The organism is Bradyrhizobium sp. SZCCHNR1002 (genome assembly GCF_032381435.1).
Classification (GTDB): domain Bacteria; phylum Pseudomonadota; class Alphaproteobacteria; order Rhizobiales; family Xanthobacteraceae; genus Bradyrhizobium; species Bradyrhizobium aeschynomenes.
Genome location: NZ_JAUHIS010000001.1, coordinates 2,278,452 through 2,292,570 on the forward strand (window position 1 = coordinate 2,278,452; position 14,119 = coordinate 2,292,570).

Genomic DNA, 14,119 nt, shown 5'->3' on the forward strand with positions numbered 1-14,119 from the left:
TCCTCACCGCGTCGCCGTGCGACCGAACAGGCCGTTCGGGCGCCAGATCAGGATCACGATCATGATGGTGTAGATGACGAAGGGTCCGAGCTTCGGCACGTAATACTTGCCGGCAACGTCGCCGATGCCGAGCAGCAGCGAGGCCAGGAACGGTCCGGTGATCGAGGACGAGCCTCCGACGGTGACGACGATCAGGAAGTAGATCATGAACTTCAGCGGGAAATACGGGTCGAGGCCGAGGATCTCCGCGCTGAGCGCGCCGCCGAGGCCGGCGAGGCCGCAGCCGAACGCGAAGGTGAAGGCGAACACCTGGGGCACGTTGATGCCGAGACCGCTGGCCGCGCGCGGATCATCCACGGCGGCGCGCAGCCGGCTGCCGAACCGCGTCTTGGAGAGCACCAGCTGCAAGCCGAGCGTGAGCAGCCCGCAGATCACGATGATCATCAGGCGATAGCGTCCGATGCCGACGCCGAAGATGTCGAACTGGCCCTGCAGTACGTCAGGCAGCTTGATGAAGATGCGCGACGAACCCATGATGTAGTCGACGGTCGCGACCGTCATGAACACCAGACCGATCGAGAACAGCACCTGGTCGAGATGGCTGCGCGCGTAGAGATGCTGGTAGAGCGTCCGCTCCAGGAGCGCGCCGATCAGTGCGCTCGCCACGAAGGCCATCGGCAGCGCCGCGAAGAACGGCCAGCCGATCCGGTTGACGAGCACGGCGCAGACATAGCCGCCGGCCATGGCGAAGGCACCGTGGGCGAGATTGACGAAGTTCATCAGGCCGAGCGTGACGGCGAGCCCGCAGGCCAGCACGAACAGCAGCATGCCGTAGGCGACGCCGTCGAACAGGTTGGTGAGGATGGAGGTCATGGAAGTCTGATCGGTCCCCGTCTCATCCCCTCGTCAGAAGGGCACGCCTACAACGCTTGCTCGGTCGCGCCTCCCCCGCGCGCGGGGGAGGTCGGATCGCATCGAACGATGCGATCCGGGTGGGGGAAACTCTCTCCACACGAGCAGTGTGCCGTGGGGCGCCCCCACCCCGGCCCTCCCCCGCAAGCGGGAGAGGGAGCGCACCGCTTATGCGGTGCGCCTCGTGATCACCAGACCAAGGCTAGCTCACTTCTTCGCCTTGCCCGGATCCTTGACGGCTTCGAAGGTCTGGAACTCGACGTTGTAGAGCTCGCCGTCGACCTTCTCCACCTTGCGGATGTAGATGTTCTGCACGATATCGCGGGTTTCCGGATCGATCGAGATCGGGCCGCGCGGGCTCTCCCAGGCCATGCCCTTCATCGCCGCAAGCAGCGAGTCGCCATCGGTCTTGCCGCCGCTCTTCTTGAGCGCCTCGTAGATCAGATGGATGCCGTCATAACCGCCGACGGCCATGAAGCCCGGGCGGCTGTTGAAGGCCTTCTTGTAGGCGGCGACGAACTCCTTGTTCTTGGCCGACGGATGCGCAGCCGAATACATGTGGGCCGTGACTGCACCGAGCACGGCATCGCCCATGTCGTTGAGGAGGTCGTCGTCGGTGACGTCGCCCGGCCCGATCACCTTGATGCCGCTCTTGTCGAGACCGCGCTCGGCATATTGCTTCATGAAGTTGCCGCCCTGGCCGGCCGGCACGAACACGAACATCGCATCCGGCTTGGAGTCCTTCATGCGCTGCAGGAACGGCGCGAAGTCCGGGTTCTGGAGCGGAACCTTCACTTCCTCGACGATCTCGCCGCCACCGGCAGTGAAGCGCTCCTTGAAGGAAGCCAGCGCGTCATTGCCCGGCGCGTAGTCCGAGGTGAGGGTCGCGACCTTCTTGATGCCGTTCTTGACCGCCCAGTCACCGATGATGGTCGAGGACTGCGGCAGCGTGAAGCTGGTGCGAACGATATAGGGCGACTTCTCGGTGATGATGGACGTGCCGGCGGCCATGACGACCTCCGGGATCTTGCCCTGGGTGGCGAGCGGCGCAGCCGCGAAGGCGGCGGGGGTCACGCCGAAGCCGGCGATGACGTTGACCTTGTCGTTGACGATCAGCTCCTGCGCCAGCCGCTTGGTGTTGTCGGGCAGCGCGGCGTCGTCCTTGAGGATGACCTGGATCTTCTTGCCGGCGACGGTGTCGCCGTTCTGCTGCATGTAGAGCTTGATTGCGTTGTCGATCTGCTTGCCGGTCGACGCCTGGCCGCCGGTCATCGGCACGATCAGGCCGATCTTGAACACGTCTTCGGCGCGCGCCGCACCGGACGCGAGTGCAGCCGCGGCGAGCGCCGCACTGGCGGCGAGCGTCAGTGTCTTGTTTCGCACGAACATTGAAACTACCTCCCTGGTCGGATCAGGACCGCAGCCCCCGGCCATTGTTGTCTTAACCGTGCGCTATCGTTCACGATGTCGCGCGCGCATCGCTGCGGACTCGGCACGATATTGTCAATGGCGTTCATGGGAGCGTTGGTGGACGGTCGGTTTCCGGAACAGACCATGCCGGCAATTGGTATAATAATACACCGACTTCGAACCGCCAAGTTTTTGCGAATTGATGGCAAACCGCTAGGGTCGCGCAGCGACGATGAAAGGTCCCTCTCCATGCCGGCCCGGACTGCATTTTTCGCGCGATCGCTTGCCGCGATGACCGTGCTGGCCTTGGCTGCGCCGGTCCTGGCCGGCTGCTCGTCGATCAACGAGAAGGTGGGTGCGGGCATGGGCGACCTGATGCCGCAATGGGCCGGCGGCCTGCCGGCCGGCGCTCCGCCCCGGCCGGGCACCGTCGAGTACGACCGTTTCATGCAGGAGCGCGAACGACAGCGGCAGTTGCCGGCAGCCGAACGCGACAAGGAGACGCAGTCGAGCACCAACGCGCAGGCGACCGTCTCCGGCCGCTGACGCCCGGCACCGTCAATCCATGAAGACGACCGTCTTGCGGCCGTTGAGAATGACGCGGTCCTCGAGGTGGTAGCGGATCGCCCGCGCCAGCACCCGCCGCTCGATGTCGCGCCCCTTGCGCACGAGATCCTCGGGCGTGTCGCGATGGCTGATGCGTTCGACGTCCTGGTCGATGATCGGACCTTCGTCGAGGTCGCGGGTCACGTAATGGGCGGTGGCGCCGATCAGCTTGACGCCACGCTCATAGGCCTGGTGATAGGGCTTGGCGCCCTTGAAGCCGGGCAGGAACGAATGATGAATGTTGATGCAGCGGCCGGACAGGCTGGCCGACATCTCATCCGACAGGATCTGCATGTAGCGCGCGAGCACGACGAGATCGGTCCGGGTCTCCTCCACCAGCTTCAGGATCGCCTGCTCCTGGTCGCGCTTGGTGTCCTTGGTGACTGGCATGTGGTGGAAGGGAATGTCGCCGAAATCGAGCCCGGCATAGGTCTCACGCGGATGGTTGGAGACGATCGCGGTCGGGATCATCGAGAGGTCGCGGGTGCGCCAGCGATAGAGGATGTCGACCAGGCAGTGGTCGAACTTCGACACCAGCAGCATCACCCGGCGCTGACCGGCACGGTCGCGCATCTGCCAGTCCATGGAGAAGCGCTCGGCGATCGCGGCGAAGCCGGTCTGCAGCGCCGGCAGATTGACGGCGAGATCGGCGGCCGTGAACACCACGCGCATGAAGAAGTGACCCGTCTCGAAGTCGCCGAACTGCTGGGCGTCGAGAATGTTCTGGCCGTTATGGGCGAGAAAAGTGGAGACGGCCGAAACGATCCCGGGGCGATCCGGGCAGGACAAAGTCAGGACATATTGGTGGTCGGACATGGCGATGACGTCACCGGGCGGATGATGTGGGGAAGAATGATGCGGCAGGCTTGGCCCCCGTTCGGGCCCTGCTCTATCACCCTCCGCGCCCTTGCGCCAACGCTCGACGCGAGGGCAGGATGAACAAAACATCACCTCTCATGGTGGAGCATGGCCATGGCTGACCGGCTGACCGGCAATCGCATCCTGATCCTGGAAACGCGCGAGGAGGCGCAGTTCTCGCGACTGCTCGCCGAGCAAGGCGCCGACGTGCTGCAATGTCCGATGTTCACGATCCAGGATGCACCGGACCCGGCCCCGGTCGAGGCATGGATCCGCCGCTGCATCGAGCGGCCGTTGGACGATCTGGTGCTGATGACCGGGGAGGGCCTGCGCCGACTGATGACCGTGGCGCGCCGAATCGGCGTCGAACCCGAGTTCATCGCCGCACTCGAAAAGGCGCGCAAATTCACCCGTGGTCCGAAACCGGGGCGCGCGCTGCGCGAGCTTGGGCTGGAATCGCAGGTCACGACCGAGAAGCCGACGTCGGAGGGTGTCGCCGAGCTGCTGGCCCGCTACGACCTGAAGGGACATAGGCTGGGCCTGCAGCTCTACCCGGACAAGGACCATTCGGCGCTGATCGGCGCCATCAAGGCCGGCGGCGCCGAGGTCGATCCCGTGCTGCCCTATGTCTACGACGCCAAGGCGGCGGATGCGAACATTCTCACCGCGATCGACGAGATGACCGCCGGCAAGGTCGATGCGATCGCGCTGACGAGCTCGGGGCAGCCGCGACGCTTGTTCGATGTCGCCAAGGCGCACGGTGTCGAAGAGCGGCTGCGGCAGGGTTTGGCGCGGACGCCCATCGCCTCGGTCGGGCCGGTGGTGACGGAGGAGCTGGCTGCGCACGGGCTGTCACCCTCGATCACGCCGGCGGGCGAGGCCTACTTCATGAAGCCGCTGATCTCGGCCATGGCCAGCACGCTGGGCGTGAAGGCACAACGAACCGCGCCCAACTGACGGTGTTGTCCCGCCTTGCGCCGGGACGACAGCCGAGTGCTAAGTAGCCGCCTGCCCCGTCTCCTGCAGGAACGCCTGGTACGCGCGCGCGATGCCGTCCTCGAGCGAGGTGGTCGCACGCCAGCCGAGCCTGGCAAGTCGCGACACATCGAGCAGCTTGCGCGGTGTGCCGTCGGGCCGGGAGGGATCGAAGCCGATGCGGCCGTGATAGCCGACGGCGGCCGCGACCACGCGGGCGAAATCGGCGATGGTGATGTCCTCGCCGGTGCCGATATTGACCAGTTCGTGATCCGAATAGGTCTTCATCAGGTGCACGCAGGCATCCGCCATATCGTCAACATAGAGAAACTCGCGCCGCGGCGTGCCGGTGCCCCACACCACGACTTCAGCAGCCCCGGCAAGCTTGGCCTCGTGGAAGCGCCGGATCAGCGCCGCCACGACGTGGCTGTACTCCGGATGATAATTGTCACCGGGGCCATAGAGATTGGTCGGCATGACATTGATGAAGTCCGCGCCATACTGGCTGCGATAGGCCTCGACCATCTTGATGCCCGCGATCTTGGCAATGGCATAGGGCTCGTTGGTCGGCTCGAGCGGCCCCGTCAGCATCGAATCCTCGCGCAGGGGCTGGGCTGCGAGCTTGGGATAGATGCAGGACGAGCCGAGAAACATCAGCTTCTCGGCGCCGTTCACATGGGCGGCATGGATGACATTGGTAGCGATGGCGATGTTGTCGTAGATGAACTCGGCTCGCAGCGTGTTGTTGGCGACGATGCCGCCGACCTTGGCGGCTGCAAGGAACACGACCTGGGGCCGGGACTTCGCGAACCACGAGAACACGGCAGCTTGATCACGCAGATCGATCTCGCTGCGCGACACCGTCGTGAGCGCGACGTCCTCTTGCGCCAGACGTCGCACCAGGGCGCCGCCGACCATGCCGCGATGGCCGGCGACAAAGACGCGTTTTCCGGCGAGGTCAAAGCGGGACGCCACGGGCCATCTCCTCAGTTGCATCGTCAATCATGCCGCATCACGGCTCTAATCCCCGTAGCAGCGCAGGCGATCGAGGTCGAGGACCGTCACCCCGCCATATTCCACCCGCAGCAGGCCCTCGCGCTCCAGCGTCTTCAGGCATTGATTGGCGTTCTGCCGCGACAGGCCCGAGAGCGCGCCGATCTCCTCCTGGGTGATCTCCAGGTGGCGCGTCGTGTTCGGGTAGAGGATCGGGTTGAACAGCGAGGCGATGCTGCGGGCGAGCCGCGCCGTTGCATCCAGCGTACGGCCGACCTCGACGAGGCCGATGAACTGGCCCAGCCGCTCGTTGAGCTGGGTGACCAGGAAACGGTTGAAGCCGACGCTGTTCTCGAACAGCCACATGAAGGTCGGCCGCTCCATCAGCGCGGCGCGCGTGTCGCGCAGCGCCACCACGTCGTAGCGGCGCGGCTCGTTCTTCAGCACGCTGCCCTCGCCGAACCAGGCGCCCGCCGACATGCCGGCAAAGGTCGTGGCCTTGCCGCCACGCGAGACCGTACTCATGCGTGCCAGGCCCGTCACGATGCCGGTCCAGTAGTCGAACTGGTCGCCGCGCAGAAAGATGTGCTCGTTGGCTGCGACGGAACGCTCGACGACGCCGGCCGAGGCGACCTCGACCTCCTCGGGCTTGAGATGGCGCGACCAGGGCGCGATGCGCAGCAGGGTGTCGGGGGCGATCAAGCCGTCATCTCGTCTCGTCGAATCTCGCGGCAACCATATTGCATCGCAACAATCACGTCATGAATTTTGCCTGGGAATTGTCAGGCGCAAGACAGTTCCTGATAGCGCTTTCCCCTATCGAGGACCACCGCATTCGACTCGGTGCCTCCCTGGTGCGTGGAGGATGCCGGTCGGCCCTCGGATGCGGCAAAGTGCACCGCATCCCGCTGGCCCGTCATTCGTCGGATGGCGCGGAACCGGTGAGCGGGCTAGGATTGCGACGACAGCGACGAAGGATACGTCGCGACACGATGCTTGAAGAGCGCGACAAGCGCCGACAAGGACTTTCGGGAGGACGACTTGGACTATACGTTGGAAGCGCGCGGAGTCTCGCTGCGTTTCGGCGGGGTGAAGGCCCTGACCGACGTCAGCTTCGGCGTGCGCGAGGGCGAGCTGTTCTCGATCATCGGCCCGAACGGCGCCGGCAAGACCTCGATCGTCAACTGCATCTCCGGCCGCTACAAGCCGACCGAGGGCCGCCTGTTCCATCGCGGCCGCGACATCACCGGCCTGCCGCCGAACGCGCGCGCCAATATCGGCATCGGCCGCACCTTCCAGAACCTCGCGCTATTCCACCACATGAGCGTGCTCGACAACATCATGGTCGGGCGCCATCACCTCTTGAAGAACAACTTCCTCACCGGTTCGCTGTACTGGCTCACCGGCGCACGGCGGGAGGAGTTGAAGCATCGCGAGAAGGTCGAGCAGATCATCGACTTCCTCGACCTGCAGTCTGTGCGCAAGGCGCCGGCCGGCACCCTCTCCTACGGCTTGCGCAAGCGCGTCGAGCTCGCCCGCGCGATGGCGTTGGAGCCGCATCTGATCCTCCTCGACGAGCCGATGGCGGGGATGAACTTCGAGGAGAAGGAGGACATGGCCCGCTACATCGTCGACCTCAACGAGGAATACGGCATGACCGTCGTGATGATCGAGCACGACATGGGCGTCGTCATGGACATCTCCCATCGCGTCATGGTGCTCGATTTCGGCCGCAAGATCGCCGAGGGCGATCCCGCGGCGGTGCTCGCCGACCCCCACGTCAAGCGTGCTTACCTCGGCGAGGAGGACGAACTGCTGGTCGATCCCGACGATGCGCCGTCCATTGCGGAGGACGCGGCATGATGGACTACGCGGGCCGCGTCAAGCAGGCCGACACCTATCCGAAGCTCTTGCGGTTGAATGCAAAGGAGCACGGCAAGGAGATCGCGCTGCGCGAGAAGGACCTCGGGCTGTGGCGCACCTTCACCTGGGCAGACTACCAGACGCGCGTGCGCGATTTCACGCTGGGCATGACCGAGCTCGGGCTCGGCAAGGACGACGTGATCGGCATCATCGGCGACAACCGGCCCGACTGGGTCGCTGCGGAGATCGCAACCCATGCGATCCGGGGCCACAGTCTCGGTCTCTATCGCGACGTCCTCGACGACGAGGCGGCCTATCTCTTGAACTATGGCGAGGCCCGGCTGGTGTTCGCCGAGGACGAGGAGCAGGTCGACAAGCTCCTGAACCTCGCCGACCGCGTGCCGGTGCTCAAGCACATCATCTATTCCGATCCGCGCGGCATGCGGAAGTATGATGATCCTCGGCTTCTGCCGGCCGACAAGCTCGCCGAACTCGGCCGCGCCCGTGCCGCGCGCGAGCCCGATCTCTACGATCGCATGGTCGACGCGACCGAGGGCGAGGATGTTGCGATCCTCTGCACCACCTCGGGTACGACGTCGCATCCCAAGCTCGCGATGCTGTCGGCGGCGCGCGTGCTGAAGCATTGCGCCACCTATCTCGCCTTCGATCCCAAGGGACCGCACGACGAATACGTCTCGGTGCTGCCGCTGCCCTGGATCATGGAACAGGTCTATGTGCTCGGCAAAGGTCTGCTCTGCCGGATGAAGGTCAACTTCGTCGAAGAGCCGGACACCATGATGAACGACTTTCGCGAGATCGCGCCAACCTTCGTGCTGTTCGCACCGAGAGTATGGGAGCAGATCGCGGCCGACGTCCGCGCCGCCGTCATGGATGCCTCGCCGCTGAAGCAGCGACTCTATCATCTGGGCATGACGACAGGCCTGGCGGCGCTGGAGAAGGGCGAGCATTCTGGCCTGGCCGACATGCTTCTCTTCCGCGCCCTGCGTGACCGGCTCGGCTTCACGCGCCTGCGCTCCGCGGCGACCGGCGGCGCGGCGCTCGGGCCCGATACGTTCAAGTTCTTCCGCGCCATGGGCGTGCCGCTGCGCACCCTGTACGGCCAGACCGAGCTGCTCGGCGCCTACACGCTGCATCCCGAGAACAAGGTCGATCCCGATACGACCGGCGTGCCGATGGCCGAGGACATCGAGATCAAGATCGACCAGCCCGACAGCCAGGGCATCGGCGAGATCCTGGTGCGCCATCCCAACATGTTCTTGGGCTACTACAAGGCCCCGGAGGCCTCGGCGGCCGATATCAAGGACGGCTGGATGCATTCGGGCGACGCCGGCTACTTCAACGACGCGAAACAGCTCGTCGTCATCGACCGCATCAAGGACCTCGCGGAGACCGCGCGCGGCGAGCGCTTCTCGCCGCAATATATCGAGAACAAGCTGAAGTTCTCGCCCTACATCGCAGAAGCCGTCGTGCTCGGCGCCGGCCGCGAGCATCTCGCCGCGATGATCTGCATCCGCTACTCGATCATCTCGAAATGGGCCGAGAAGAACCGCATCGCATTCACGACCTACTCCGACCTCGCTTCGCGGAACGAGGTCTATAAGCTGCTGCAGAAGGAGGTCGAGACCGTCAACGCGCATCTGCCGCCGGCCCAGCGCATCGCCCGCTTCCTGCTGCTCTACAAGGAGCTCGACGCCGACGACGGCGAACTGACCCGCACCCGAAAAGTCCGCCGCAGCGTGATCAACGAGAAGTATGCCGACATCATCGACGGCATCTACGGCGGCAAGCCGGAGATCCCCGTCGATACCATCATCCGCTTCCAGGACGGCACGACGCAGCGGATCCGAACGACACTGAAGGTCGTGGATTTGGGTGGGCGTGGACCGATGGCGGAGGCGGCGGAATGATGCGCGAGCCTCAGCGAGCGACCCTGCGCATGACTGCGCCCTCTCCCCTTGTGGGAGAGGGCATCTCCGCCGGTCGACGCAAGCGCGGTCGGGTGAGGGGTCCCTCTCCTCTCGCTCGCCCGCGGAGAGAACCCCTCACCCGGCTGCGCTGCGCGCAGCCACCCTCTCCCACAAGGGGAGAGGGTTACAGCGTGCCCGCATCATGAACACCGCCTTCCTCTTCCAGCTCCTGGTCAACGGCCTCGTCGTCGGCACGCTCTATGGCGTGGTCGCGATGTCGTTCGTGCTGATCTACAAGGCGACCCAGGTCGTCAACTTCGCGCAAGGTGAGCTGCTGCTGATCGGCGCCTGGGTATGTTGGCTGCTGCTCACCAAATACCAGGTGCCGTTCTGGGTCGGCATGCCGCTGACGCTCGTCTTCATGTTCGCGTTCGGCATCGCGGTTCAGGTCGTGATCCTGCGGCCGATGATCGGCGAGCCGATCATTTCCGTGATCATGGTGACGATCGGTCTCTCGACCGTGTTCCAGGCCGCGCTGAAATGGATGTTCGGCGTCAATCCGCAGCCGTTCCCGCCGGTGTTCGCCAGCAAGGCCGTCGATCTGTTCGGGCTGCAGATTCAAACCGTCTACGTCATGAGCCTCGTGGTGTCCGTGCTGATGATGCTGGGCATGGCCTGGTTCTTCAAGGTCTCCAAATACGGCCTCGCGATGCGGGCCACTGCCTTCAATCAGCAGGTGGCGCAGTCGCTCGGCATCTCCGTGAAGAACGTCTTCGCGATGGCCTGGGCGATCTCAGCCACGGTCTCGGCCGTGGCAGGTGTGGTCGTGGCCGTGGTCAACGGCGTCTCATCAGGCTTGTCGGCCTACGGCATCAAGGTATTCCCGGCGGCAATCCTCGGCGGACTCGATTCAGTCGGCGGCGCGGTGCTCGGCGGCATCATCATCGGGCTGCTGGAGAACGTCGCGCAGTATGTCGACAGCCAGTACCTGCATTGGGGCAATCTCTACGAGATCGCGCCGTTCTACGTCCTGATCATCATCCTGATGATCAAGCCCTACGGCCTGTTCGGCACCAAAGACATCGAGCGGATCTGAACCATGGTTGCGCGTTCCACGATACCCGCCGGCGATTTCCGCACCTCCTACGCGGCGGACACCACGATCTTCCCGACCAGAACGAGCCGCAATTTCGCGATCGCCGGCGTGATCCTGCTGTGCTTCGCGCCGCAGGTGTTCTCCGAATACTGGCTGTCGGTCGCGATCCAGATCGGCATCTTCGCCATCGCCGCCCTCGGCCTCAACATCCTGGTCGGCTTTACCGGGCAGATATCGATCGGCCAAGCCGGCTTCTTCCTGCTCGGCGCCTTCACCTCGGCCTACATCAACAACACCTATGCGATCCCGGTTTTCTTCGCGATCCCGCTCGCCGGCGTGATCACGGCGCTCGTGGGGCTCGTCTTCGGCCTGCCGGCGGCGCGGCTGAAGGGGCTCTATCTCGTCATTGCGACGCTTGCCGCGCAATACATCCTGCTCGACTTCTTCTCGCGCGCCGAATGGTTCTCCGGCGGCTCGGTACCGGCGTCGGCCAATCCGTTCTCGATTTTCGGCTACACCCTGCGCGGCGACCGGCAATATTTCTACGTCGTGCTGGCCTATGTGCTGGTCTGCTACCTCCTGGTCACCAACCTGATGCGCACCCGCGACGGCCGTGCGCTGATCGCGATCCGCGACCACTATCTCTCGGCCGAGATCATGGGCATCAACCTGACCAAATATCGCACATTGTCGTTTGGCCTCGCCGCCTTCTTCGCCGGCATCGCCGGCGCGCTCTATGCGCACTATCAGCTGGTAATCTCGCAGGAAGGCTTCGGCATCGAGCGCTCCATCCTGTTCCTGGCCATGATCATCATCGGCGGCACCGGCTCGATCATGGGCACCCTGATGGGGACCGCCTTCGTCGTGCTTCTGCCCGAAGCCATGGAATGGCTCAGTCACTTCCTCAAGGGCGGCGCCATCGACAAGGCGCTCGCGCTCAACAACAACATCACCTTCCTGCGCGAGATCGCCATCGGCCTGATCATCATCGCCTTCCTGATGTTCGAGCCCGACGGGCTCGCGCATCGCTGGCGCCAGATCAAGACATACTGGAAGCTCTACCCGTTCTCACATTGATTCCAACCAAAAGGGACCGGCGACAATCCGGCCCGAAACGCACCACAGGAGGAAGCACTATGACGATGACATCATGGCTGGGCTCGGCTGCCCTGGCGCTGCTCGCAGGCACCTTCGCCTCGACGGCAAATGCGCAGCAGATCGCCATCGGCCATCTGCAGGATCTGTCGGGCGGCACGTCCGACGTCGGTACGCCCTACGGCCAGGCCGTGGTCGACACCTTTGCCTGGGTCAACAAGAACGGCGGCATCGGCGGCAAGCAGCTCGCTGTCGACAGCAACGACTATGGCTACCAGGTGCCGCGCGCGATCGCGCTGTACAAGAAGTGGTCGGCGCCGGACAACAAGGTCGCCGCCATCATGGGCTGGGGCACGGCCGACACCGAGGCGCTGACCGGCTTCCTCGCCAACGACAAGATCCCGGACATGTCCGGCTCCTACGCCGCCGCTTTGACCGATCCCGAAGGCACCAGCGGTAAGGCCAAGCCTGCGCCGTACAACTTCTTCTACGGCCCGAGCTACTCGGACGCGCTGCGCGCCGAGCTGACCTGGGCGGCCGAAGACTGGAAGGCGAAGGGCAAGCCGGGCAAGCCGAAATTCGTCCACATGGGCGCCAACCACCCCTATCCGAACGCGCCGAAGGCGGCGGGCGAGGCGCTCGCCACCGAGCTCGGCTTCGAAGTGCTGCCGCCGCTGGTGTTCGCGCTCGCACCGGGCGACTACAGCGCGCAGTGCCTGAGCCTGAAGAGCTCCGGTGCCAACTACGCCTATCTCGGCAACACCGCGGCCTCGAACATCTCGGTGATGAAGGCCTGCAAGAATGCCGGCGTCGACGTCCAGTTCCTGTCCAACGTCTGGGGCATGGACGAGAACGCCGCCAAGACCGCAGGGGATGCCGCCGACGGCGTGATCTTCCCACTGCGCACCTCAGTGGCGTGGGGCGGCGATGCGCCGGGCATGAAGACGGTGCAGGAGATCTCCAAGATGTCCGACCCCACCGGCAAGGTCTATCGCCCGGTGCACTACGTCGCCGCGGTCTGCTCCTCGCTCTACATGAAGGAGGCGATCGAGTGGGCAGCGAAGAATGGCGGCGCCACCGGCGAGAACGTCGCCAAGGGCTTCCACCAGAAGAAGGACTGGGTGCCCGCGGGCATGGAAGGCGTCTGCAGCCCGTCGACCTGGACCGAGAAGGACCACCGCGGCACCATGAAGGTCGACCTCTATCGCGCCAAGGTGACCGGACCGACCGAGGGCGACCTCAACGACCTCATGGCCAAGGGCGTCATCAAGCTCGAGAAGGTCAAGACCATCGAGCTGCCGCGCAAGGCCGAATGGGCGGGTTGGTAAGCTGATGAGCTGCTGCCGAATGAGCTCGGCAGCAACTCCACACACGATCGTCATCCCCGCTAAAGCGGGGATCCAGTACGCCGCGGCTTCTCGGTGAAGCCACGGCGTCTCTGGAATACTGGGTCCCCCGCCTTCGCGGGGGACGACAGCGGTGGACAACCACAATGACCGAGACACTCGACACTCCGCGAACCAGCGCCGCCAGCGCGAGCGCAGCCCCGCTACTCTCCGTGCGCAACATCGAGGTCGTCTATGACGACGTCATCCTCGTCCTGCGCGGGCTCAGCCTCGATGTGCCCAAAGGAGCGATCGTCGCGCTGCTCGGCGCCAACGGAGCCGGCAAGTCGACGACCCTCAAGGCGATCTCCGGCCTGCTCAAGACCGAAGATGGCGAGGTCACGCGCGGCGAGATCATGTTCGACGGCGCGCGCATCGACGGCATCGATCCGGAGAAGATCGTCCGCCGTGGCATCTTCCAGGTCATGGAGGGCCGCCGCATCGTCTCGGACATGACCTCGCTGGAGAACCTCAAGCTCGGCGCGTTCACGCGATCCGATCGCGATGTCAACCGCGACATCGAGATGGTGTTCAACTATTTCCCGCGGCTGAAGGAGCGCACCGGCCTTGCCGGATATCTCTCAGGCGGCGAGCAGCAGATGCTGGCGATCGGCCGCGCGCTGATGGCGCGACCGAAGATGATCCTGATGGACGAGCCGTCGATGGGCTTGTCGCCGCTGCTCGTGAAGGAGGTGTTCGCTATCATCAAGGAGATCAATAGGGATCTCGGCGTCACCATTCTCCTTGTCGAGCAGAACGCGCGTGCGGCGCTGTCGGTCGCCAGCCACGGCTACATCATGGAGCAAGGCAAGGTGGTGCTCGACGGCACCGCGGACAGCTTGCGCGACAACGAGGACGTCAAGGAGTTCTACCTCGGCGGCGCCGGCGACCAGCGCAAGAGCTTCAAGAACCTGAAGAGCTTCAAGCGGCGGAAGCGGTGGCTGTAGCCGAGCTTCTCTCCTCGTCATGGCCGGGCTTGACCCGGCCATCCACGCGCG

At 64.6% G+C, this 14,119-nt stretch carries 13 protein-coding genes; 8 read left to right on the forward strand and 5 right to left on the reverse strand.

What is annotated here, in order from left to right:
• Window positions 1-3: 3 nt before the first annotated feature.
• Both QX108_RS10095 and QX108_RS10100 read right to left on the reverse strand, forming a co-directional pair.
• Window positions 4-873 carry a branched-chain amino acid ABC transporter permease gene (locus QX108_RS10095; protein WP_315721199.1) on the reverse strand — a complete coding sequence of 290 codons (870 nt, stop codon included), beginning with the start codon at window positions 871-873 and terminating at the stop codon, window positions 4-6.
• 246 nt (window positions 874-1,119) lie between these two features.
• A complete protein-coding gene (locus QX108_RS10100) occupies window positions 1,120-2,301 on the reverse strand; it encodes an ABC transporter substrate-binding protein (RefSeq protein WP_172182421.1) in 1,182 nt (393 codons plus the stop codon).
• Between the two features lie 117 nt (window positions 2,302-2,418).
• Here QX108_RS10100 and QX108_RS33495 point away from each other — a divergent pair, with 117 nt between their 5' ends.
• Window positions 2,419-2,868 (forward strand): hypothetical protein, encoded by a 450-nt coding sequence (locus QX108_RS33495; RefSeq protein WP_409998491.1) that lies wholly within the window; start codon window positions 2,419-2,421, stop codon window positions 2,866-2,868.
• 12 nt (window positions 2,869-2,880) lie between these two features.
• Here QX108_RS33495 and purU read toward each other — a convergent pair whose 3' ends face one another.
• Window positions 2,881-3,744 (reverse strand): formyltetrahydrofolate deformylase, encoded by an 864-nt coding sequence (purU, locus tag QX108_RS10110; protein ID WP_315721200.1) that lies wholly within the window; start codon window positions 3,742-3,744, stop codon window positions 2,881-2,883.
• Window positions 3,745-3,900: 156 nt separating this feature from the next.
• Between purU and QX108_RS10115 the strand changes: the two genes are divergently transcribed.
• Entirely contained in the window at window positions 3,901-4,743 is an 843-nt protein-coding gene (locus QX108_RS10115; protein WP_315721201.1) for a uroporphyrinogen-III synthase, read from the forward strand.
• Window positions 4,744-4,782: 39 nt separating this feature from the next.
• Here QX108_RS10115 and QX108_RS10120 read toward each other — a convergent pair whose 3' ends face one another.
• Window positions 4,783-5,757, reverse strand: a complete 975-nt coding sequence (locus tag QX108_RS10120; protein ID WP_315781605.1) for a GDP-L-fucose synthase — start codon at window positions 5,755-5,757, stop codon at window positions 4,783-4,785.
• Window positions 5,758-5,781: 24 nt separating this feature from the next.
• Window positions 5,782-6,456: a Crp/Fnr family transcriptional regulator gene (locus QX108_RS10125; RefSeq protein WP_315721203.1), complete on the reverse strand. Its 675-nt coding sequence runs from the start codon at window positions 6,454-6,456 to the stop codon at window positions 5,782-5,784.
• Between the two features lie 339 nt (window positions 6,457-6,795).
• Between QX108_RS10125 and QX108_RS10130 the strand changes: the two genes are divergently transcribed.
• From QX108_RS10130 to QX108_RS10155, 6 genes are all read left to right on the forward strand, one after another.
• Window positions 6,796-7,617, forward strand: coding sequence for an ABC transporter ATP-binding protein (locus QX108_RS10130; RefSeq protein WP_172112661.1), 822 nt, complete (start codon window positions 6,796-6,798; stop codon window positions 7,615-7,617).
• Window positions 7,614-9,545: a long-chain fatty acid--CoA ligase gene (locus QX108_RS10135; protein ID WP_315721204.1), complete on the forward strand. Its 1,932-nt coding sequence runs from the start codon at window positions 7,614-7,616 to the stop codon at window positions 9,543-9,545. Before QX108_RS10130 ends, QX108_RS10135 begins: the two co-directional genes overlap by 4 nt.
• Window positions 9,546-9,747: 202 nt before the next feature.
• Entirely contained in the window at window positions 9,748-10,641 is an 894-nt protein-coding gene (locus QX108_RS10140; RefSeq protein WP_315781610.1) for a branched-chain amino acid ABC transporter permease, read from the forward strand.
• Window positions 10,642-10,644: 3 nt separating this feature from the next.
• Window positions 10,645-11,718: a branched-chain amino acid ABC transporter permease gene (locus QX108_RS10145; protein WP_315721206.1), complete on the forward strand. Its 1,074-nt coding sequence runs from the start codon at window positions 10,645-10,647 to the stop codon at window positions 11,716-11,718.
• A gap of 59 nt (window positions 11,719-11,777) precedes the next feature.
• Window positions 11,778-13,064: an ABC transporter substrate-binding protein gene (locus QX108_RS10150; protein WP_315721207.1), complete on the forward strand. Its 1,287-nt coding sequence runs from the start codon at window positions 11,778-11,780 to the stop codon at window positions 13,062-13,064.
• Window positions 13,065-13,228: 164 nt separating this feature from the next.
• Window positions 13,229-14,068, forward strand: a complete 840-nt coding sequence (locus QX108_RS10155; protein WP_315721208.1) for an ABC transporter ATP-binding protein — start codon at window positions 13,229-13,231, stop codon at window positions 14,066-14,068.
• Window positions 14,069-14,119 lie beyond the last annotated feature (51 nt).

What these genes read in the sequence shown, in the direction of transcription:
- QX108_RS10095 (WP_315721199.1), bottom strand. Translation starts at nt 873, where the DNA reads ATGACCTCCATCCTCACCAACCTGTTCGACGGCGTCGCCTACGGCATG.
- QX108_RS10100 (WP_172182421.1), bottom strand. Translation starts at nt 2,301, where the DNA reads ATGTTCGTGCGAAACAAGACACTGACGCTCGCCGCCAGTGCGGCGCTC.
- QX108_RS33495 (WP_409998491.1), top strand. Translation starts at nt 2,419, where the DNA reads ATGGCGTTCATGGGAGCGTTGGTGGACGGTCGGTTTCCGGAACAGACC.
- purU (WP_315721200.1), bottom strand. Translation starts at nt 3,744, where the DNA reads ATGTCCGACCACCAATATGTCCTGACTTTGTCCTGCCCGGATCGCCCC.
- QX108_RS10115 (WP_315721201.1), top strand. Translation starts at nt 3,901, where the DNA reads ATGGCTGACCGGCTGACCGGCAATCGCATCCTGATCCTGGAAACGCGC.
- QX108_RS10120 (WP_315781605.1), bottom strand. Translation starts at nt 5,757, where the DNA reads ATGCAACTGAGGAGATGGCCCGTGGCGTCCCGCTTTGACCTCGCCGGA.
- QX108_RS10135 (WP_315721204.1), top strand. Translation starts at nt 7,614, where the DNA reads ATGATGGACTACGCGGGCCGCGTCAAGCAGGCCGACACCTATCCGAAG.
- QX108_RS10140 (WP_315781610.1), top strand. Translation starts at nt 9,748, where the DNA reads ATGAACACCGCCTTCCTCTTCCAGCTCCTGGTCAACGGCCTCGTCGTC.
- QX108_RS10145 (WP_315721206.1), top strand. Translation starts at nt 10,645, where the DNA reads ATGGTTGCGCGTTCCACGATACCCGCCGGCGATTTCCGCACCTCCTAC.
- QX108_RS10150 (WP_315721207.1), top strand. Translation starts at nt 11,778, where the DNA reads ATGACGATGACATCATGGCTGGGCTCGGCTGCCCTGGCGCTGCTCGCA.
- QX108_RS10155 (WP_315721208.1), top strand. Translation starts at nt 13,229, where the DNA reads ATGACCGAGACACTCGACACTCCGCGAACCAGCGCCGCCAGCGCGAGC.